Source organism: Winogradskyella pacifica, assembly GCF_003386275.1.
Taxonomy (GTDB): domain Bacteria; phylum Bacteroidota; class Bacteroidia; order Flavobacteriales; family Flavobacteriaceae; genus Winogradskyella; species Winogradskyella pacifica.
Genome location: NZ_QREI01000001.1, coordinates 163,027 through 183,789 on the forward strand (window position 1 = coordinate 163,027; position 20,763 = coordinate 183,789).

Sequence of the window (20,763 nt, forward strand, 5' to 3'; positions counted from 1 at the left end):
TTCGCTATAGCACAAAAATTTAAAATTAAAACGCAGCCAAAAGCCAAAAGCTAATGGCTAAAACCTAAAATAGAAATGGCAAAACATATAAAATTTGATATTGAAGCACGCGACGGACTAAAACGTGGTGTTGATGCATTAGCAAACGCTGTAAAAGTAACGTTAGGACCAAAAGGTCGTAATGTAATTATCGGAAGATCATTTGGTGCACCACAGGTGACTAAAGATGGTGTTTCTGTAGCAAAAGAGATTGAGTTAGAAGACGAGCTTGAGAACATGGGAGCGCAAATGGTAAAAGAAGTTGCTTCTAAAACTAACGATTTAGCTGGTGATGGTACAACAACTGCAACCGTATTGGCTCAAGCAATTGTAAAAGAAGGTCTTAAAAACGTTGCTGCTGGCGCAAATCCTATGGATTTAAAACGTGGTATTGACAAAGCTGTTGAGGCAATTGTTAAAGATTTAGAAAAACAAGCTCAAAAAGTAGGTAGCGATTCTGATAAAATCAAACAAGTTGCTGCAATTTCTGCAAACAATGACGATACTATTGGCGATTTAATCGCTAAAGCTTTCGCTAAAGTTGGTAAAGAAGGTGTAATTACTGTTGAGGAAGCTAAAGGAATGGAAACTTACGTTGACGTTGTTGAAGGTATGCAGTTTGACAGAGGTTACTTATCTCCGTACTTTGTTACTGATGCTGATAAAATGATTGCTGATTTAGAGAATCCATACATTTTATTATTCGATAAGAAAATTTCTAACTTACAAGAAATTCTTCCAATATTAGAACCAGTTGCACAATCTGGACGTCCATTATTAATCATCGCAGAAGATGTTGACGGACAAGCACTAGCTACTTTAGTAGTTAACAAATTACGTGGTGGACTTAAAATCGCTGCTGTAAAAGCACCAGGTTTTGGTGATAGACGTAAAGCAATGTTAGAGGACATCGCTATCCTTACAGGTGGTGTTGTTATTTCTGAAGAAAGAGGTTTCTCTTTAGAGAATGCAGATCTTACAATGTTAGGTACAGCTGAAACTGTAACTATTGATAAAGACAACACAACTATCGTTAATGGTGCAGGTAAAGCTAATGATATTAAAGCGAGAGTTAATCAAATTAAGGCTCAGATAGAAACAACGACTTCTGACTACGATAAAGAAAAACTTCAAGAACGTTTAGCTAAGTTAGCTGGTGGAGTTGCTGTACTTTATGTAGGTGCTGCTTCTGAAGTAGAAATGAAAGAAAAGAAAGACAGAGTTGATGACGCTTTACATGCTACACGTGCTGCTGTAGAAGAAGGTATTGTTGCTGGTGGTGGAGTTGCTTTAGTGAGAGCTAAGAAATGTTTAGAAAAAATTACTACTGAGAATATAGACGAAACAACTGGTGTACAAATCGTAAATAAAGCGATTGAGTCTCCATTAAGAACAATCGTAGAAAATGCTGGCGGTGAAGGTTCTGTAGTTATCAATAAAGTTTTAGAAGGCAAAAAAGACTTTGGTTACGATGCTAAAACTGAAACTTATGTAGATATGCTTAAAGCTGGAATTATTGATCCTAAGAAAGTAACTCGTATCGCTTTAGAAAATGCCGCTTCTGTAGCTGGCATGATCTTAACGACCGAATGTGCTTTAGTAGACATTAAAGAAGATGCACCTGCTATGCCAATGGGCGGAGGCGGTATGCCTGGCATGATGTAGTAGATATGTTATCTCTACAAATAAATTATTGACTTAGGTCAGTTACAAATACTAAAAAGCCTTTGATGAGAATCAAAGGCTTTTGTTTTAGAATAAACGGATTGGTTTTAGAAATCTTATTGACGCGATTGATGCATCTTTAAAATAAATTTAAAAGCATTAATACTCACATTAATCTGCCTAATGCGAAACCACCTTTAGCCCAACTATTGAGATAATTAATGTTGAAATAAAAAATAATCTCCACACTGTTGCTGGTTCTTTAAAAACAAAAATACCAACTAATACAGTTCCCACAGCACCAATACCTGTCCAAACGGCATATGCTGTGCCAATAGGTAATACTTGTGTCACTTTTATAAGAAGCAGCATACTTACTACTAAGCAAACCAAGAAACCGATATACCAATAGGTTGATTCATTTCCTGTCGCTTCTTTAGCTTTTCCTAAACAAGCTGCAAAGGCCACTTCAAAAAGTCCTGCAATTATTAGTAGTATCCAATTCATTCGTTATTATTTATTTGGTGTGGTAATTTTAAATCATGGTATGCTTCAGTATTAAAGCAAACGTTTTATAAACAGTGATATCTACACTGAATGCATTATTTAGAAAATGCATTCAAAACTTCCATAGCTTTGTCTGTATCTTTTTTATCTACAAAAATATGATCGTGATAATAAGCCGCGACAACATTACAACTAATTCCATTTTCAGATAATGCGTTTGAAAATGCGGCTGTTAAACCAACAGCCTCCAACGAAGAATGCACAGTAAGTGTTATCCAAGACGCCACATAAGAATAATCTAAATGTAATTGGTCTGCAATTTCTTTTTTGAGGATAATAGTAGTGCTTTCCTCTTCTTTAAAAGTCATTACAACTTGGCTTAAATTTATTTGATCCAAATGTTCTGTTTTACAAAATACAAAATCGCCTAAATTGTGCTTTGGTTTCATTGATTTTAAAAGCATTTCTAAATTTTTCTCTCCACTCATTTACTTCTTGCTTTTAGTTAGTCTTTGTAACTCTTTTAAGGTCGCCTGACCAACACCATGAGCAGATTGTGGGTTTTGTCCGGTAACTAATCGTTGATCCGTAACCACGTGCTCAGTAAAAGGTTCTGATTTTTCGAAAATAGCACCACGCGCTATTAATTGATCTTCTAGTAAAAACGGAACGACATCTTCTAGTTTTACTTTAACTTCTTCTTCATTTGTAAACGCATTTACATTTTTACCATCAACAAGATAAGATCCGTTGCTTAATTTAATATTCACTAAGCCAGCAGGACCATGACATACCGCACTAACTACTCCATTGTTTTCATAGATCTGCGCTGCAATTTCAGCTATTTCGGTATTATCGGCAAAATCCCACATGGCTCCATGACCACCTGCATAATGAATGGCAACATAATCACCTGGATTTACTTCATTCGGTGTTTTAGTGTTTTCAATTTTATGGCGGTATATATCGTTATCCCAAAATTTCTTATTAATAGAATCTGTCATATCAAAAGCATCTACAGGTGCTTTTCCACCTTTCGGACTTACAAAATCGATTTCATAACCCGCAGTATGTAACACATCCCATGGATGCGAAACTTCTCCTAGATAATAACCTGTTTTCTCTCCTGTGTTTCCTTTTTCACTGTGACTTGTTACTACAAATAATATCTTTTTTAATGCTTTAGTTTCTGTTTTTACAGTTGAATTATCCACATTGGTTTCACTATTATCACAGCCCACAAGAAGAGCAGCAAATAAGAGTAGAATAAGTGACGTTTTAATTTTTATCGAATTTGACATCTCTAAGTATATTTTAAAATTAGTTTTAGATTATTCTCATTTCTTAGAAGCTAAAACAATTTTACAGCCTCCAATGAAGAACAATATCAGAGGGCAAAATTCCTAAACATTTTGGAGAAACCATTTAACAAATGATAAAAACGACATTTATTTTAGGTTCGCTCTAATTCGGCTTAAACTAATTTGAGTTATACCTAAATAAGATGCAATATGAGATAATTGTACGCGCTGCAGTAAGCTAGGATGATTATTAAGAAGTGCTAAGTACCTCTGAGTTGCATTTTCAAATTGCAAGGAAATAAGACGTTTTTCGGATTTAATAATTTCTAATTCTGCAAATTTCCGTCCCCAATTTGCAATATGAATATCTTCTAAAAAAAGTTTTTGAAGTTGTTCCTTCTTTAATTCGTAGAGTTCGCAATCTTCCAGCAATTCTACATCTTCGTAACCTTTTTGATTGTTGACATAACTTTGCATTGAAACAATAGGATCTCCTTCTTTACCAAACCAAAACGTGATTTGATTATCATCGGAATATGCATAGGCTCTTGCTATTCCCTTTTTAATGAAATAAATACTTTTTTCAATTTTATTGGCTTTAAATAAAATATGCCCTTTTGGAAATTTAGCTTTAATTATCGACGCTTTTATTAAGTCTTTCGATTTAACTGTAAGCGGGTAAATATTATCAATAATTTGGTCTAGCTCCATACTTGTAACTATTATTCAATTTTTTATTATTTCAAAAATACTTAATTCTAGCGCTATAATATCTTATCGAACTTCGTTAAATATTTTCAACCTATCAAGAGGATATAACAGATTATTCGTTTTACTCAGAATGAAAAAAGAACATAAAAAAAGCCTGAATCTAAATTCAGGCTTCTATATTATTTTCCGTCTTCTTTTTCCTTTTCATGGTCTTTCTTAACATCTTCATCACGGTAAAGACAACAAGCATGCACAGAATGGTATTGTTCATCAGTGGCTTTAATTTCCTTGGTATCATGCCCCACAGCAGCTACACTTTTAGAAATTTTTGTTAAGTCTGTTTTACGCTCATCGAAGATTAGTTTTAACTCATGTGTATCAACACTCCAAACTGCAGATTTTACACCTTTGGTTCTAATAGCTGCTTTTTCTATGCGCTCTTTGCACATACCACAAACACCATCGACTTCTATGCTTGCTTTTTTGTTCTTGTCTTGTGCAAAAGCTAATGTCGTTACTAATAATGTAAATATTAAAATTACTTTTTTCATCTTGTTTTGTTTTTTTTGTCATTCCTGCAGAAGCAGGAATCTATTCATATTAAATTTAATTTCTATTTATAATCCCGAATTTTCAGGGACACTTCTTCAGTAATTCGCTACTGTATTCTAAATCGTAAGCCTGCATAATATAGACTTCCAAAAATTGGACCATACACAAAATTACTATCAAAATTTGAACCAAATGGATTATCTGGACTTATAATAGGATTGTTTTGCCTTACATTCGTTACATTTTCCCCTCCTAAATATACTTCAAATTTTGGAGAAAACACTTTAGTGACTTGCAAGTTTAACGTTCCTACAGTTGGTGTTTCATCTGGCAATTGATATTGCGTAGCACTTAAATCTGTACTAGGAAAACGTTGCGAACTTAACCAATTATAGGTGGCGTCAAATTTCCAATGTGCACCATTAGCTTTAACTTCAGTCTCGTAAGACGTGTTTGCAAATAAGCGATGCTTTGGCACTAAAGGCTTTTCTAATTTACCAGAAGTATAATCCGTTTGAATATCATAATACTTGTAAGCCATTCGTAAATCGAAATGTTCAAAAACATTATAATTAAATTCAAATTGAAAACTATTAGCATAACTATCTCCTTCCAAATTATAAAAATTGACTTCATACGGATTCTCCCAATCTACAACGACTTGGTTTTGAAAATCAGTTCTATAAAAATCAAAAGTTACATCTGCCTTTCTATCAAACAGATTAAAACCTTGTAAATAGCTTACACCATAATTCCATGCGATTTCAGGATCTAATCCATAAATTTTTCCACCTGAATTTAAGATATTGATTTGTCTTGAGCTCGCGAACATATTTTGGTTTTCAGCGAAAATATTAGCACTTCGCTTCCCTCTTCCTATTGAGAATCTTAAGGCTGACTTTTCCCAAGGTGTATATCGTAAATGAAAACGCGGTGTTACAAAAAAGCCTAATCTATTGTGCTGATCCACACGCACACCAGCCGTCATGGTTAGTTTATCTAAATTATCGTATGCATACTCAAAGAAACCCCCAATAGAGTTCTCTACTCTTTCAAAATTAGTAGTGTTTACAAGCTCATCAAAATGATCATAGGTAAAACTTAATCCTGTTTTTACCTTGTGACGAGAATCTCCAATAATGGAACTATAAATTAAATTGGAATAAAAACTATTATGCTCAATATCATAAAGATTCAATCCAAAATAAGAATCTTGGTTATGGTGACTAAATGCCATTTGAAATCCAAGATTTTGATACGGGATTTCAGGATTCACATAACCTAATTTTGTAGTTACCTCAAAGCGTTCTGAATTAATTTCACTTCCCCAGAAATTAGTTGTTCCGCGATCTGTTTCAGGCTTAAAATTGACTTGACCAGCTTGTTTTTCATCATTTAAGTATTTCAAATTAATAAAAGAAACGAAGCCTTTTTCAGGATTGGTGTATTGCCAACGGTTCATTATATTAATCTGGTTATAGATTGGCATATCCATAAAACCATCATCATTAACATCGTGCTTTTTTTGATGTGTATTTCCGTGTAAATACAACCCTGTACTCCACTTCTCAGATACTTTGGTATTGAAATGTGTGTTAAGTTCTAAGCGTTCATTAGAACCACCATAAAGATTCACAAATAAGTTATCATCTGTTGTAGGTTTAACGAGCTCTGCATTTATTTGTCCTGCAATACTTTCAAAACCATTAACAACACTACCTGTACCTTTGGTAATTTGAATACTTTCTACCCAAGTCCCAGGAATAAAACTTAAACCATAAGCTTGAGATGCTCCTCTAATAGCCGGAATGTTCTCGGTTGCAATTAGTATGTAAGGTGAGGTTAGGCCCAACATTTTTATTTGTCGTGTACCCGTAACAGCATCCGCAAAATTCACATCAATTGATGGATTCGTTTCAAAACTTTCTGCCAAGTTACAACAGGCTGCTTTTAATAATTCTGCACTTGTAACCGTAAATGTATTTGAAGCCTCTAGATACGATTTTCGTGTCGCTTGCTTACGCGATGTAATTTCCACAGCATCTAACTCGTCACTTGCTTGTAGAACATGTTTTATATATTTGTTTTCATTTACTGTTACCGTAACTGTTTTAAAACCCACATAACTAATAACTAATTGATTATATGAAAACTTATACGGTAAAGTAAAAGTGCCGTCTTCAGCAGTAATGGCTCCTATTGAAGAATCTAACCAATATACATTTGCACCAGATAATGGCATTTCTTTTCCACTGCTTGTTTCTAAAATAACGCCTTTTAATTGATCTTGTGCAGATAACATGAGCGACAAGAACATAAATTTTATAAATAAATATTTTTTCATTTGTTTGAATTTCGGGTATAACGACTTGCACATAAGCATGTGCTTCCTTTTGTACTAAGGGTTATAACGGAATCAAATAAGGTAAACTTCATCTAAGAGATGAATATCTTCAACTAATGTTGGTGGTAAGTAATCACTATGAGGAATAACCAAGCTTGGTAAACCTTCAAAGAGATTGATATAAGAATAACTATAGGCAAATAATACCTGTTGTAAACTAAATTCTAGGTCTTCAAAAGAATTGATAGTTAAATCAGAAGGGCCTTCAATGACATCTATTTCATTTTTACAGCAGCTTTTCTCAACGACCTCTGTCTGTTCTGCTTTTGAAATATCTATGCCACAATTTTTACTTTCAGAAAAAATAGCAACATCAATTAAAACATCCCCACAAAAATGCTTATCAATAGTTAATGATAATGTAGAAAACAATACCAAAAATGATAGTGCAAAAGAAAACGCTTTATGTAGGTATGAAAATTTCACGATGCAAAGCTACAAAATTATTGAATTATAATAGGCTATAGATACATTATTAACGATTCAATTTATAGTAATAGAACGCTGGAAATAGTAGAATTAAGCCAATAGGTTGGATTAAAAAACGTCTAATATTAAAAAACAAATAGTAATCTTCTTGATTAGGATTTATAACAAAATATAAAAATGGAATCAGCAGCAAAACATAAGCCACGGCAAAAATCAATACCGAAAACTTAACGATACTTTTATCCTTAAAAATCAGATACAAAATCCCCAGTGAGATTACCGTATTTAAAACATAACGCAATGTTGTAAACAAGACTAGCTTTGCTATTTCTCGTCTTGGACTATCCAAATACAAATAATCATTTTCAAAAAATGTTAAATAGGGATCATAAAACAGTACGTCTTCATAAGCCCTAATTAATATTAATAACAGCAGCAATACTAGTACGAAACTATAGGTGATTAATTTACGCATTAGACTTCGCTTTTTTAGAAAATCGATTCACCCAAACCATCCAAAGTAGGAAAACAGTACCATAAATTAACATTGGAAAAATAACGGTATGCAGAATTTCTCTTCTCCAAGGATAATGATATAGTCCTACTGATAAAATCACAATTCGAATTAAATTGAAAGCATAAATAATGATGCTACCAGCTAATCCATACAATAAAGTGGTTTTAAACTTACCAGCAAAAGCAACTATAAAAGACAGAAATAAAATAATAATACTTATCGCATTGCAACCTTCTATTACGCGTGCTACATACTTTCCATTGATAATAATTTTCATTGAGGGTTCATTAGGATGCGCTGTAACACTAGCCTCGTAACCCAAACCATTTAGTAAAGCATTGGTCTGTTCCGCTACCAAATTGGTTAAATAATCCGGATAAAACAAAGAACCATGAGATTCATTTAAGTACACATTATAACCGATAGTCAAAACACCATATACCGCCAGAAAAGTGACGATAAAACGGATTACAGATTTATATTTTATTAAAAGCGTCCTCAAAAAATTCCTAATGTTAGTTTGTTGTTAAATTTATAAAAACCGCATTTTAAAACAGTGTATTTTAGATACTTTTGCAAAAAGTTTTTTACACCTATGAATTTACACGACTTAAAACCTGAAATAAAATCGATTGTAGCACAAGACAACCTTAGTGTTGACGAACGCTTATTAAAGATTTGCGAAACTCTCGAAGCAAATATAAGTTATTATAATTGGGTTGGTTTTTACTTTAAAAATGGACATAAAGACGAATTAAAATTAGGACCATATGTTGGTGAACCAACGGACCACATTATAATTCCGTTTGGAAAAGGGATTTGTGGGCAAGTTGCGATAAGTAATCAAAATTTTGTGGTTCCAGACGTGGCTGCTCAAGATAATTATATTGCTTGCAGTATTACAGTTAAGGCTGAAATTGTGATTCCTATTTTCGTAAATAATGAAAATGTAGGTCAAATAGATATTGACTCTAATACACCAGACCCTTTTACTGAAGCAGACGAGCGATTTTTAGAGTTTGTTTGTAAAGAAGTTTCTTCTTTATTAAAATAAAAGCCTCATTGAAACTGTATTAGTTACAGTTTACCTCATTAATATATATTGAATATTGAGGCTGTGCGTAAATTACATTCCTGTTCGTATGGCCTCTACAGGATCTAATCGCGATGCCGCCAACGCAGGTATCACTCCAGAAATCAATCCTATTACGGAAGATATAAAAAATCCAAGTGCCATATTTTGAAGAGATAGTACAAATTCAAAGTCTTCGGTAAGATTACTTCCTATTATAGTTCCTATCCACACTAAAAACAATCCTACCAACCCTCCAACTACAGCAAGTATAACTGCTTCAAATAAAAACTGAAATAGTATAAACTTATTCTTAGCGCCTAAGGATTTCTGAATCCCGATAAGGTTAGTACGCTCCTTAACGCTTACAAACATAATATTAGCAATTCCGAAACCACCAACTAGAAGCGAAAAACCGCTAATTACCCATCCAATTAAGTTTAAACTTCCAATAATCGTATCTATAACATCTTGTAAACCAGAAATAACTCTTATAAAAAACGTGTCTATTTCATCAGGCTTTAAACCTCTTTTATTGCGCATTATTTGGGTGACTTCTGCTTTTACACCTTCAACATCAGCATCTTTTTTGGGTTTAATAATAACGATATACTTCATGAATGGATTATTATCCCCATATCTATTTCTCACATAATTTGCAGGTAGAAAAATCGAAACATCATTACTATCTCCAAATAGTCCTGAGCCTTCTTTTTTAACAACTCCAATAACTGTAAACTTCTGACCATAAAGGCGTACTTTTTTACCAATAGGTTCAAGTTCACCAAATAGTGATTTTGAAATTTCAGAACCAATAACTACAACAGGTCTTCCAGAATTAGATTCAGATTCGTTATAAAAACGCCCCTTTTCAAATTCCATAACTTGAATATCGATAAACTCATGCGATACTACAACTGTATTTACACTACTTACCAATTCCGATTCGTATCTAATATTTTCGCGTTTTACATATAACTGTAAAGCCACATGCTCTGCATCTGCTATAGAAGATTTTATGGTTTTGTATTCATTGTAAGACACCTCGTCAAAGGTTTCTCTTTGCCAACGTGGCACATCTGTTGGCCCAAAAGACATATTTGCTAAATACATAGTATTGCTGTCTAACGAACTTAATTGACCTTGAATGGTTTTATCGAGAGAATCAACAGCTGCCAACACCGCTATAATAGAAAATATCCCAACCGTAACTCCTAAAAGCGACAAGAATGTCCTGAGTTTATTGGTACGAAGCGCGTTTATAGCGAATGAAAAACTCTCTTTTAGTAAACGTAAATAGACCAGCATGCAGGGTTTGTTTTAAAACATTTTAAAGATAGGACGTTTTCAACACTATATTGTTACAAAAAACTTAAAGAAACTAGTTTTTCCATCGAGATTTTCTTTTTGAATATCCGTACTTTTGCAGCATCTAAACCACAACACAACATTATGAACAACAAAACCATTTCATCAGCACTAATCTCTGTATTTAGTAAAGATGGATTAGCACCAATCGTAAAAAAATTAAACGACCTCAACGTTACGATTTATTCCACAGGAGGCACTGAGAAATTCATCAAAGATTTAGGCATTAATGTCGTACCAGTCGAAGATGTAACATCTTATCCGTCTATACTTGGCGGACGTGTAAAAACATTACACCCAAAAGTTTTTGGAGGTATTTTAAATCGTCAAAATCACGAAGGTGATGTTGCTGAATTAAAAGAATTTGATATCCCGCAAATCGATGTTGTTATAGTCGATTTATATCCTTTTGAAAAAACAGTTGCTTCTGGAGCAAGCAACCAAGATATTATCGAAAAAATTGATATTGGAGGTATTTCTTTAATTAGAGCTGCTGCTAAAAATTACGCAGATGTGACTTGCGTTTCTTCAGTTGATGACTATGCTGAATTTTTAGAGTTATTAGAAACTAAAAAGGGTGAAACTTCTGAAGACGACAGAAAACAATTTGCTGCAAAAGCATTTAATGTGTCTTCGCATTACGATTCTGCTATTTTTAATTACTTCAACAAAAACCAAGAAATTCCAACTTTAAAAATTTCAGAAAATAACGGTAAAGTTTTACGATATGGTGAAAATCCACATCAGAAAGGCTTCTTTTTCGGTGATTTTGATGAAATCTTCACAAAATTACACGGTAAAGAATTAAGCTACAACAATCTTTTAGATGTCGATGCCGCCGTAAATTTAATGCTAGAATTTAAAAACGACGCACCAACATTTGCTGTTTTAAAACACAATAACGCATGTGGTTTAGCACAACGCGACACCTTACACCAGGCTTATGTAGATGCTTTAGCTGGCGATCCTGTTTCTGCTTTTGGTGGAGTTTTAATTAGTAATTCTGAAATTGATGTAGCCACTGCTGAAGAGATTCATAAACTATTCTGTGAAGTCGTTATCGCACCTTCTTTTTCACCTGAAGCTTTAGAAATTTTAAAAGGCAAGAAAAACAGAATCCTTTTAATTTTAAAAGATATTGAGATGCCACAAACCAACGTTAGAAGTTGTTTAAATGGTGTTTTAGTTCAAGATAGAAACAATATTACAGATACACTTGAAGAATTAAAACCGGTTACAAAAACAACGGCGACCTCAAATGAATTAGACGATTTAATATTTGCTTCAAAAATTTGCAAGCACACAAAATCTAATACAATCGTTTTAGTAAAAAACAAACAGCTATGTGCTAGTGGAACAGGTCAGACGAGTCGTGTTGATGCGTTAAACCAAGCGATTCACAAAGCACAATCGTTTAAATTTGATTTAAAAGGATCGGTAATGGCGAGTGATGCCTTTTTTCCATTTCCAGATTGCGTAGAGATTGCAGACAACGCTGGTATTACTGCTGTAATTCAACCAGGAGGTTCTATAAAAGACCAATTAAGTATTGACTATTGTAATGAAAACAATGTCGCTATGGTAATGACAGGTACACGTCATTTTAAACATTAGAAAACTTCACTTTAGAACCCAAAATAGAGATGTAAACCATCTTAATTTTGGGTTCTTTTTTTTTACCAAAACCCTCAGCTCATTTATTTTACCAGTAAAGTGAAAGAAAAAATAAAAAAAATTTAGCAATAAACATCTTTAAACATATAAATAACGTATATTTTACTACTTTTACAGATAGTCTTTAGAATAAGATACAAATAACCCAAATAATTAAGAATAGCACATGGGATTTTTTGATTTCCTAACGGAAGAAATAGCCATAGATTTAGGAACCGCAAATACACTGATAATCCACAACGACAAAGTTGTTGTTGACAATCCATCGATAGTAGCAAGAGACCGCATAAGCGGAAAAATTATAGCAGTTGGTAAAGAAGCCAACATGATGCAAGGAAAAACGCACGAAAACATTAAAACTATTCGTCCGTTAAAAGATGGCGTTATTGCAGATTTTGATGCTTCTGAGCAAATGATTAGCATGTTTATTAAAAACATCCCTGCATTAAAGAAGCGTTGGTTTAACCCTGCTTTGCGAATGGTTGTTTGTATTCCATCAGGAATTACTGAAGTAGAAATGCGTGCAGTAAAAGAATCTTGTGAACGTGTAAACGGAAAAGAAGTATACTTAATTCATGAACCAATGGCTGCTGCGATTGGTATTGGTGTAGATATTATGCAACCAAAAGGAAACATGATTGTAGATATAGGTGGTGGTACCACTGAGATTGCAGTTATTGCCCTTGGTGGTATTGTATGTGACAAATCTGTAAAAGTTGCAGGTGATGTATTTACAAACGATATCATCTATTACATGAGAACACAACATAACTTATATGTTGGAGATAGAACTGCTGAAAAAATTAAAATTCAAATTGGTGCAGCTACCGAAGATTTAGAATTACCTCCAGAAGACATGAGCGTTCAAGGGCGTGATTTATTAACAGGAAAACCAAAACAAGTTCAGATTTCATTCCGTGAAATTGCAAAGGCTTTAGATAAATCTATTTTACGTATTGAAGATTCTGTAATGGAGACCTTATCACAAACGCCTCCAGAATTAGCGGCAGATATTTATAATACCGGAATTTATTTAGCAGGTGGAGGATCTATGTTAAGAGGTTTGGATAAACGATTATCTCAAAAAACAGACTTACCTGTTTATATTGCAGAAGATCCATTAAGAGCTGTAGTAAGAGGCACAGGTATTGTGCTTAAAAACTTACCAAAATACAAAAGCGTATTGATTAAATAAGACGTAAATAATGCAACAAATTTTTAATTTTGTTATAAGAAACAAAACATTTCTGTTGTTTTTATTGCTTTTTAGTATTGCCTTAGCTTTAACCATTCAATCGCATTCTTATCATAGGAGTAAATTCATAAATTCAGCCAATTTTCTAACTGGCGGTGTTTATGGTACAATGAATTCTGTTGACCAGTATTTTGATTTAAAAACCAAAAATGATATTCTCGCTGAAGAAAATCAACGTTTAAGAGAACAATTACTTAACACTAATACTACTCTAGACTCTACATATATTGACAGCTCATATGCCAAAGAAAAATATAGAGTAACGATTGCTGATGTTTATAAAAACAGCTACTCCTCTGTCAACAATTACCTTACTTTAAACAAAGGTAAAAACGATAGTATAAAACGTGATTTTGGAGTCATTACCTCTAATGGTATAATTGGAATTATAGACAATACATCTAAAAATTATTCCACGGCATTATCTATTCTTAATGTAAAGAGTAAAATTAATGCGAAAATTAAATCTACTAATCATATTGGTTCATTAACATGGGATGGTAAATCCCCTATTTATGTTCAGTTAGAAGATGTATCTCAATTTGCACCTGTAAAAGTTGGCGACACAATCCAAACCGGTGGAGAATCTTCCATTTTCCCTAAAGGCATTGGCATCGGAACCATTACCAGTTTTGAAAGCGATATAAGTGGTGATACTTATAAGATACAAGTAAAATTATTTAATGATATGACTAATATTGGAACCGTTTATATAATTGAAAGCATAGACCGCACCCAAATTAGTTCATTACAAAACAGTACTAATGAATAGCGTTGCAGGTATAAATATCGTTAGATTTATTCTACTACTGTTAGTACAGGTTTTGATATGTAATCATATTGATTTCTTGGGCTATATTAATCCCTACATCTATATTATATTTATTTTCCTATTTCCTATACGAGAAGAGCGATTAGCACTTTTAGTAGTCAGTTTTATGTTAGGCATGTTAGTCGATCTGTTTTCTGACTCGGGTGGAGTTCATGCAGCAGCAGCTGTTAGTTTAGCATACATAAGACCTGTGCTGTTAAAGAGCTCATTTGGTATGCTCTATGAACATCAAAGTATAAAATTTAGCACTACTGATATTGGTAGTTTAATCACTTACATTTCTTTAGGAACTGTAATTCATCATTCCATATTATTCTCATTAGAAATATTTAACATTTCTAGCATACTTTTAGTTTTAGAAAAGACGTTATTCTCTAGTATCTTCACGATAATACTAAGTGTACTAATTATAATTCTTTTTAGCCGAAACCGAAAATGAGAAAACTTCTACTTTTAACTACTGTGATCCTTGTGGGTCTCGTTTTCATTGCACGCCTATTCTACCTTCAGGTGTATGATAATACGGCTTATAACATTTTTGAAGATAATGCTATTAGAAAAGTTTATAATTATCCTAAGCGTGGCTATGTTTACGACCGTAATGGCAAATTATTAGTGGCTAATCAGCCATCCTATGATGTGATGGTTATTCCTAGAGAAGTAGCTCCTTTAGACTCCTTAGAAATTGAAGAGTTCTGTCATCTTTTAAAAATAACCAGAGAAGATTACGATAAAAAGCTAGAAAAGGCAACACATTACTCTCCGAGACTCCCCTCTCCTTTTGTTCCTCAACTTTCTAAAAAAGATTATGCTGTTCTTCAAGAAAAGATAAGAAAATTTGAAGGCTTTTACATTTTAAAACGTTCACTTCGTTCTTACCAAACAAATATTGGCGCCAATGTTCTCGGTGATCTTGGCGAGGTAAATAGAAAAACCATTGAAAATGATGCCTATTATACTTTAGGTGATCTTATTGGAAAACAAGGTATTGAAAAAACATACGAAGAAACATTAAGAGGAGTTAAAGGCATAAAATTTATTCAAAAAGACCGATTTAATAAAAACATAGGCCCTTTTAAAGAAGGAACTCTTGATACTTTACCACAAGCAGGAAAAGATGTTACTATCACCATTGATTCAGATTTACAAGCTTATGGCGAATTACTAATGAAGCACAAAAGAGGTGGTATTGTTGCTATAGATCCGAGCAGTGGTGAAATTCTCGCTATGGTAACAGGTCCTAGTTACAACCCTAATTTATTAGTTGGAAGAGAGCGTAACAAAAATTTTTCTAGTTTATTCTTAGACAAGGTTAATAAACCCACTTTTGACAGAGGTTTACAAGCGCAATATCCTCCGGGTTCTCCTTTTAAAGTTATTAATGCACTTATAGGCTTACAAGAAAATGTTGTTACTGTTAATGAAACCTTTACTTGCAGAATGGGTTATTATTATGGCAGCAGACGCTTAACGGGCTGTCACCATCACAGAAGCCCAATTGCTATGAATGGTGGTATTGCACAATCTTGTAATGCTTATTTCGTAAACGTATATCGACGTATCGTTGATAAATATGATGATGCCGGAAAAGGAATGAACGTTTGGGCAAATCATGCTAAAAGTTTTGGCTTAGGGAATTTTTTGAATAATGACTTATCCGTAGGGCAACCAGGACGTATACCTGATGGAGATTATTACGACAGACAATATGGAGATAACCGATGGGGTTCAACCTATATCGTATCTAATGCAATTGGACAGGGAGAAGTTGAAGCGACACCTATTCAACTAGCAAATATGGTCGCTGCTATTGGTAATCGGGGTTATTATTACACGCCACATATCATAAAGAATATTGAAGGTGAAACAATAGATAGCAAATACACGACTCCAAAGTACACTACAATTGACAAGCAACATTTTGAACCCGTTGTTCAAGGTATGTTTGATGTTTATAATGAAGGTACTGCAAAACATATAAGAATTCCAGGTATTGATATTTGCGGAAAAACGGGTACTGCAGAAAATTTCATGAGAATAGATAGCGTTAAAACCCAGCTTACTGACCACTCTATATTTGTGGCATTTGCTCCTAAAGACAATCCAAAAATTGCGATTGCTGTTTTTGTTGAAAACGGATATTGGGGAGGTCGTTTTGCAGGCAGAATGGCAAGTTTAATGATAGAAAAATATATTAAAGGTCATATTACTAGGACTGATTTAGAAAAATGGATTTTAACCCACAGCTTAGAAGACGAGTATAAAAAACCATATTCTGGTGAGCCTTTCAAAATTAATGGTGAGGCCACACTACAGGTGATTGAAAATTATGCTACCGAAGAAAATTATCCTTTAAAGAATCAAAACCAAAGCGACGTAAAATTGTAATCTTTCATGTTAAGAGAAAATCAAAGACATTTTAAATTCGATTGGATTACCATCATTCTATTTTTACTATTACTTAGTTTTGGGTATTTCAATATCATGTCAGCCTCTCATGTTGGTGAAATAACTAGCTATTTTGATACCGATCAACTTTACGGCAAGCATCTTATATTTATTGGACTAACCTTCGTGCTTATTGTTCTGATCCTTTCATTTGAAGCTAAATTCTACGAACAATTTGCCAGCGTTATTTATTTGGTCGCCATGCTAGCACTAATAGGCCTGTTTATTTTTGGAAAGGATGTAAATGGTGCAAGATCGTGGTATGGAATAGGTAGTATGACTATACAACCCAGTGAGTTCGCCAAATTTGCTACCGCTTTGGCTGTTGCAAAATACATCAGTGACCTTCAAACCAATATGACAACTATAAAAGATCAGCTTAAGGTTGCAGCTATAATATTTATTCCGGCTTTATTAATTTTACTTCAAAATGATGCAGGAAGTACCATCGTTTATTTGGCTTTTTTCTTTGTTTTTTATCGTGAAGGCTTACAACAAGTCTATTTAATTTTAGCTCTATCATTAATTATATTGGCCGTTTTAGCATTAAAATTCGGGATTTTAATAACCGCAATTGCGGCGGCTGTTATCATCACTATCGTTTATCTGTTTAGAAAGAAAAAAAGAGGTTCCGTATTACAACATATTATTGTACTCATCTTCACAATCGCCTTTTCTTATGGGGTAAAGTTATTCTACGAACACGGTTTAAAAGCTCATCAACAAAATAGAATTAGCCTTTGGCTGCGATTAGAAAAAGATCCCGCCAAGCTAGAACGCATGAAAAAAGTAGAAGCGTATAATCTTATTCAATCAGAACAAGCCATCAGTTCTGGTGGTGTCTCAGGAAAAGGCTTCTTACAAGGCACAAGAACGACAGGTAAATTTGTACCAGAACAGCATACCGATTATATTTTTAGTACTGTTGGTGAAGAATGGGGATTTGTAGGCACCAGCTTCGTTGTTATTATATTTGTACTTCTTATTGTTAGAGTTTTGTATTTAGCCGAAGCTCAAAAATCACAATTTAGTCGTGTTTACGGTTATGGAGTAGCCTCTATTCTCTTTGTACATTTCACCATAAATATTGGTATGGTTATGGGATTAATCCCAACCGTAGGTATCCCATTACCCTTTTTTAGCTATGGTGGCTCAGGGCTTTGGGGCTTTACTATTCTACTCTTTATTTTTGTAAAGCTAGACAGCAATAAGATTAATGAGTGGTAAAAAAAAAGACCACTTTTTACAGTCGTCTTTTTTATATAATCTTCAAAAAACCTACAAGGTTTTATAAACCTTGCAGGTTGTAACCATTACTTTAAGCTCGCTAAACTAGATTTTATAGTTTCAATCTTAGCCAACGCATCTGCTTCTTTTTGTTTTTCTGATGCTACAACTTGCTCAGGTGCACCAGCAACAAAACGTTCATTAGATAATTTCTTTTGAACAGATTTTAAAAAGCCTTCGGTATATTTTAACTCTTCTGTCAGCTTTTCAATTTCAGCTTCTATATCAATACTACCTTCCATTGGAATAAAGTATTCATTCGATTTTACACGATACGTCAACGCACCTTCAACAGCTTCTGTTACATAATCGAAGCTCTCTAGGTTTCCTAATTTTGAAATCACTTCATCAAACGTAGGGTTTACATTTTCGTTATTCACTACAGAAAAACCAATAGCATCTTTAAACGCAATATTCTTTTGTTTTCTGATGTTTCTTAATCCAGAAATGACTTCTGAAGCAAATTCAAATTCAGAAATCAAAGTGTCATTAATTGGTTTTGCTTCTGGCCATTTTGCTATAATCAAAGCTTCTTCAGGAGAACGCTCTTTTATATAATGCCAAATTTCTTCCGTTAAGAATGGCATAAATGGATGTAAAACCTTTAAAATATCTTCAAAAATAGCATTAACACTTTCTAATGTCTTGGCATCAATCGGTTGTTGATATGCTGGTTTTATAATCTCTAATAACCATGATGCAAAATCATCCCAAATTAATTTGTAAGTTGCCATAAGTGCATCACTCAATCTGTACTTACTAAAATGATCTTCAATTTCTAAAATGGTTTTCTGAAATTTAGACTCAAACCATTCTAAAGCAATTTTGCTAGATTCTGGCTGACTAATTGTATTATCAACTTCCCAACCTTGTACTAATCTAAAGGCATTCCAGATCTTGTTAGCGAACTGCTTTCCTTGCTGACACAAATCTTCATCAAACATTAAATCATTTCCAGCTGCTGAACTCAAAAGAAGTCCTACTCTAACTCCATCGGCACCATAATCCTCAATCAATTTTAAAGCATCAGGCGAATTCCCTAAAGACTTCGACATTTTACGTCGTTGTTTATCTCTAACTAATCCTGTTAAGTAAACATTTTCAAAAGGTTTTTCATCTCTATATTCATAACCCGCAATAATCATACGTGCTACCCAGAAAAATAAAATATCTGGACCAGTTACTAGATCATTCGTTGGATAATAATACTTTATTTCTTCGTTTTCAGGATTTCTAATCCCATCAAACACACTCATTGGCCATAACCATGAACTAAACCATGTGTCTAGAGCATCAGTATCTTGCTTTAAGTCATTAGTTGTTAGTTGTTGGTTGCCGGTTTTCTCTTTAGCTAAAACTAAAGCATCTTCCAAACTTTCGGCAACTACAAAATCTTCTTTTCCATCTCCGTAGAAATACGCAGGGATTTGTTGCCCCCAAAGTAATTGACGTGAAATATTCCAATCGCGAATATTCTCCATCCAATGACGATACGTATTTTCAAACTTCTTAGGAAATAACTTTACATCACCCGTTTTTAAAACAGCATCAATAGCAGGTTGTGCTAAATCTTCCATTTTTAAGAACCATTGATCACTCAATCTTGGTTCGATCACTGCTTTTGTACGTTCTGATGTTCCTACTTTATTGATATGGTTTTCAGTTTTTACTAAAATACCAGCCTTTTCTAATTCTTTTGTAATTGCTTTTCTAACGACAAAACGATCTTGACCTTCGTAATGCATACCAAAGCTATTTAAACTGGCATCTGCATTAAAAATATCAACAACTTCTAATTGATGCTTATCGCCTAAAACTTTATCATTTTCATCGTGCGCAGGTGTTACTTTTAAACATCCTGTACCAAATTCAACATCAACATACTCATCTTCAATAATAGGAATGACACGTCCACAAATAGGAACAATTGCTTTCTTACCTTTTAAATGTGTAAAACGCTCATCATTAGGATTGATACAAATAGCAGTATCTCCAAAAATAGTTTCAGGACGAGTTGTAGCAATGGTTAATTTTTCGTCACTTCCTTCAACTTTATATTCTAAATAATATAGTAAACCTTGTTTTTCAACATGAATTACTTCTTCATCAGATAAGGTTGTTTTTGCTTCAGGATCCCAATTTACCATGCGATACCCTCTATAAATAAGACCTTTGTTGTATAAATCAACAAATACTTTAATTACAGCTTCAGACATATCGTCGTCCATTGTAAACTTAGTTCTGTCCCAATCGCAAGAACATCCTAATTTCTTAAGTTGTTCTAGGATAACACCACCATATTCTTCGGTCCACTCCCAAGCATGCTCTAAAAATTCTTCACGCGATAAATCATTTTTATCAATGCCTTGCTCCTTTAGTTTGGCAACAACCTTAGCTTCTGTTGCTATTGATGCGTGGTCTGTACCAGGCACCCAACACGCATTTTTACCTAATAAACGTGCACGACGAATTAAGACATCTTGAATCGTATTATTCAACATATGCCCCATGTGTAATATCCCCGTAACGTTTGGTGGAGGAATTACAATGGTATAAGGTTCTCTTTCGTCTGGTTTAGAATTAAAGTACTTGTGCTCCATCCAGTAGTCGTACCACTTATTCTCTATTGAAGACGCATTATATTTAGAAGGAATTTCCATGTTTGGTATTGTTTTTGTAATATAACTGCCAAAAGTACTTAT

Annotated in this window: 19 protein-coding genes; 8 read left to right on the forward strand and 11 right to left on the reverse strand. The window is 33.8% G+C overall.

The features are described 5' to 3' along the window. Positions 1-75: 75 nt before the first annotated feature. Positions 76-1,704 (forward strand): chaperonin GroEL, encoded by a 1,629-nt coding sequence (groL, locus tag DFQ09_RS00765; RefSeq protein ID WP_115807685.1) that lies wholly within the window; start codon positions 76-78, stop codon positions 1,702-1,704. 180 nt (positions 1,705-1,884) lie between these two features. Here groL and DFQ09_RS00770 read toward each other — a convergent pair whose 3' ends face one another. From DFQ09_RS00770 to xrtF, 9 genes are all read right to left on the reverse strand, one after another. After that, entirely contained in the window at positions 1,885-2,211 is a 327-nt protein-coding gene (locus tag DFQ09_RS00770; RefSeq protein WP_115807686.1) for a DMT family transporter, read from the reverse strand. A 95-nt stretch (positions 2,212-2,306) separates the two neighbouring features. Further along, positions 2,307-2,699, reverse strand: coding sequence for an ACT domain-containing protein (locus tag DFQ09_RS00775; RefSeq protein ID WP_115807687.1), 393 nt, complete (start codon positions 2,697-2,699; stop codon positions 2,307-2,309). Continuing rightward, on the reverse strand, positions 2,700-3,512 hold the full coding sequence (locus DFQ09_RS00780; RefSeq protein WP_115807688.1) for a type 1 glutamine amidotransferase domain-containing protein: 813 nt from the start codon (positions 3,510-3,512) through the stop codon (positions 2,700-2,702). Positions 3,513-3,659: 147 nt separating this feature from the next. Next, positions 3,660-4,223: a Crp/Fnr family transcriptional regulator gene (locus tag DFQ09_RS00785; RefSeq protein WP_115807689.1), complete on the reverse strand. Its 564-nt coding sequence runs from the start codon at positions 4,221-4,223 to the stop codon at positions 3,660-3,662. A 179-nt stretch (positions 4,224-4,402) separates the two neighbouring features. Continuing rightward, positions 4,403-4,774 (reverse strand): heavy-metal-associated domain-containing protein, encoded by a 372-nt coding sequence (locus DFQ09_RS00790; protein WP_115807690.1) that lies wholly within the window; start codon positions 4,772-4,774, stop codon positions 4,403-4,405. Between the two features lie 107 nt (positions 4,775-4,881). After that, positions 4,882-7,119 carry a TonB-dependent receptor gene (locus DFQ09_RS00795; protein WP_115807691.1) on the reverse strand — a complete coding sequence of 746 codons (2,238 nt, stop codon included), beginning with the start codon at positions 7,117-7,119 and terminating at the stop codon, positions 4,882-4,884. A gap of 72 nt (positions 7,120-7,191) precedes the next feature. Continuing rightward, positions 7,192-7,605, reverse strand: a complete 414-nt coding sequence (locus tag DFQ09_RS00800; RefSeq protein ID WP_115807692.1) for an HYC_CC_PP family protein — start codon at positions 7,603-7,605, stop codon at positions 7,192-7,194. 49 nt (positions 7,606-7,654) lie between these two features. Then, positions 7,655-8,083 (reverse strand): exosortase F system-associated membrane protein, encoded by a 429-nt coding sequence (locus tag DFQ09_RS00805; RefSeq protein ID WP_115807693.1) that lies wholly within the window; start codon positions 8,081-8,083, stop codon positions 7,655-7,657. After that, complete coding sequence (xrtF, locus tag DFQ09_RS00810; RefSeq protein WP_115807694.1) at positions 8,076-8,627, reverse strand: exosortase family protein XrtF; 552 nt, start codon at positions 8,625-8,627, stop codon at positions 8,076-8,078. Before xrtF ends, DFQ09_RS00805 begins: the two co-directional genes overlap by 8 nt. A 93-nt stretch (positions 8,628-8,720) precedes the next feature. Between xrtF and DFQ09_RS00815 the strand changes: the two genes are divergently transcribed. Beyond that, complete coding sequence (locus DFQ09_RS00815; protein ID WP_115807695.1) at positions 8,721-9,179, forward strand: GAF domain-containing protein; 459 nt, start codon at positions 8,721-8,723, stop codon at positions 9,177-9,179. A 72-nt stretch (positions 9,180-9,251) separates the two neighbouring features. Here the strand turns inward: DFQ09_RS00815 and DFQ09_RS00820 are convergent, their stop codons facing one another. Further along, complete coding sequence (locus DFQ09_RS00820) at positions 9,252-10,505, reverse strand: ABC transporter permease (protein WP_115807696.1); 1,254 nt, start codon at positions 10,503-10,505, stop codon at positions 9,252-9,254. 144 nt (positions 10,506-10,649) lie between these two features. On the opposite strand from DFQ09_RS00820, the gene purH reads away from it, so the two are divergent. From purH to rodA, 6 genes are all read left to right on the forward strand, one after another. Beyond that, positions 10,650-12,179, forward strand: coding sequence for a bifunctional phosphoribosylaminoimidazolecarboxamide formyltransferase/IMP cyclohydrolase (gene purH / locus DFQ09_RS00825; protein ID WP_181897123.1), 1,530 nt, complete (start codon positions 10,650-10,652; stop codon positions 12,177-12,179). 226 nt (positions 12,180-12,405) lie between these two features. Further along, on the forward strand, positions 12,406-13,434 hold the full coding sequence (locus DFQ09_RS00830; protein ID WP_115807697.1) for a rod shape-determining protein: 1,029 nt from the start codon (positions 12,406-12,408) through the stop codon (positions 13,432-13,434). A 10-nt stretch (positions 13,435-13,444) separates the two neighbouring features. Next, complete coding sequence (gene mreC, locus DFQ09_RS00835; RefSeq protein WP_115807698.1) at positions 13,445-14,266, forward strand: rod shape-determining protein MreC; 822 nt, start codon at positions 13,445-13,447, stop codon at positions 14,264-14,266. Continuing rightward, a complete protein-coding gene (gene mreD, locus DFQ09_RS00840) occupies positions 14,259-14,765 on the forward strand; it encodes a rod shape-determining protein MreD (RefSeq protein ID WP_115807699.1) in 507 nt (168 codons plus the stop codon). The genes mreC and mreD overlap by 8 nt, the downstream gene beginning before the upstream one ends. After that, positions 14,762-16,714 (forward strand): penicillin-binding protein 2, encoded by a 1,953-nt coding sequence (gene mrdA / locus DFQ09_RS00845; protein WP_115807700.1) that lies wholly within the window; start codon positions 14,762-14,764, stop codon positions 16,712-16,714. Before mreD ends, mrdA begins: the two co-directional genes overlap by 4 nt. Positions 16,715-16,720: 6 nt before the next feature. Next, positions 16,721-18,001 carry a rod shape-determining protein RodA gene (rodA, locus tag DFQ09_RS00850; RefSeq protein ID WP_115807701.1) on the forward strand — a complete coding sequence of 427 codons (1,281 nt, stop codon included), beginning with the start codon at positions 16,721-16,723 and terminating at the stop codon, positions 17,999-18,001. An 86-nt stretch (positions 18,002-18,087) separates the two neighbouring features. Here rodA and DFQ09_RS00855 read toward each other — a convergent pair whose 3' ends face one another. Continuing rightward, complete coding sequence (locus tag DFQ09_RS00855; RefSeq protein WP_115807702.1) at positions 18,088-20,721, reverse strand: valine--tRNA ligase; 2,634 nt, start codon at positions 20,719-20,721, stop codon at positions 18,088-18,090. Positions 20,722-20,763: the final 42 nt, after the last annotated feature.

Excerpts from the sequence above, each read along its gene's own strand:
- rodA (WP_115807701.1), top strand. The coding sequence starts at position 16,721 with ATGTTAAGAGAAAATCAAAGACATTTTAAATTCGATTGGATTACCATC.
- DFQ09_RS00790 (WP_115807690.1), bottom strand. The coding sequence starts at position 4,774 with ATGAAAAAAGTAATTTTAATATTTACATTATTAGTAACGACATTAGCT.
- purH (WP_181897123.1), top strand. The coding sequence starts at position 10,650 with ATGAACAACAAAACCATTTCATCAGCACTAATCTCTGTATTTAGTAAA.
- DFQ09_RS00780 (WP_115807688.1), bottom strand. The coding sequence starts at position 3,512 with ATGTCAAATTCGATAAAAATTAAAACGTCACTTATTCTACTCTTATTT.
- DFQ09_RS00815 (WP_115807695.1), top strand. The coding sequence starts at position 8,721 with ATGAATTTACACGACTTAAAACCTGAAATAAAATCGATTGTAGCACAA.
- DFQ09_RS00805 (WP_115807693.1), bottom strand. The coding sequence starts at position 8,083 with ATGCGTAAATTAATCACCTATAGTTTCGTACTAGTATTGCTGCTGTTA.
- mreD (WP_115807699.1), top strand. The coding sequence starts at position 14,259 with ATGAATAGCGTTGCAGGTATAAATATCGTTAGATTTATTCTACTACTG.
- DFQ09_RS00830 (WP_115807697.1), top strand. The coding sequence starts at position 12,406 with ATGGGATTTTTTGATTTCCTAACGGAAGAAATAGCCATAGATTTAGGA.
- DFQ09_RS00820 (WP_115807696.1), bottom strand. The coding sequence starts at position 10,505 with ATGCTGGTCTATTTACGTTTACTAAAAGAGAGTTTTTCATTCGCTATA.
- DFQ09_RS00770 (WP_115807686.1), bottom strand. The coding sequence starts at position 2,211 with ATGAATTGGATACTACTAATAATTGCAGGACTTTTTGAAGTGGCCTTT.
- DFQ09_RS00855 (WP_115807702.1), bottom strand. The coding sequence starts at position 20,721 with ATGGAAATTCCTTCTAAATATAATGCGTCTTCAATAGAGAATAAGTGG.
- DFQ09_RS00785 (WP_115807689.1), bottom strand. The coding sequence starts at position 4,223 with ATGGAGCTAGACCAAATTATTGATAATATTTACCCGCTTACAGTTAAA.
- groL (WP_115807685.1), top strand. The coding sequence starts at position 76 with ATGGCAAAACATATAAAATTTGATATTGAAGCACGCGACGGACTAAAA.
- DFQ09_RS00775 (WP_115807687.1), bottom strand. The coding sequence starts at position 2,699 with ATGAGTGGAGAGAAAAATTTAGAAATGCTTTTAAAATCAATGAAACCA.
- mrdA (WP_115807700.1), top strand. The coding sequence starts at position 14,762 with ATGAGAAAACTTCTACTTTTAACTACTGTGATCCTTGTGGGTCTCGTT.
- mreC (WP_115807698.1), top strand. The coding sequence starts at position 13,445 with ATGCAACAAATTTTTAATTTTGTTATAAGAAACAAAACATTTCTGTTG.
- DFQ09_RS00795 (WP_115807691.1), bottom strand. The coding sequence starts at position 7,119 with ATGAAAAAATATTTATTTATAAAATTTATGTTCTTGTCGCTCATGTTA.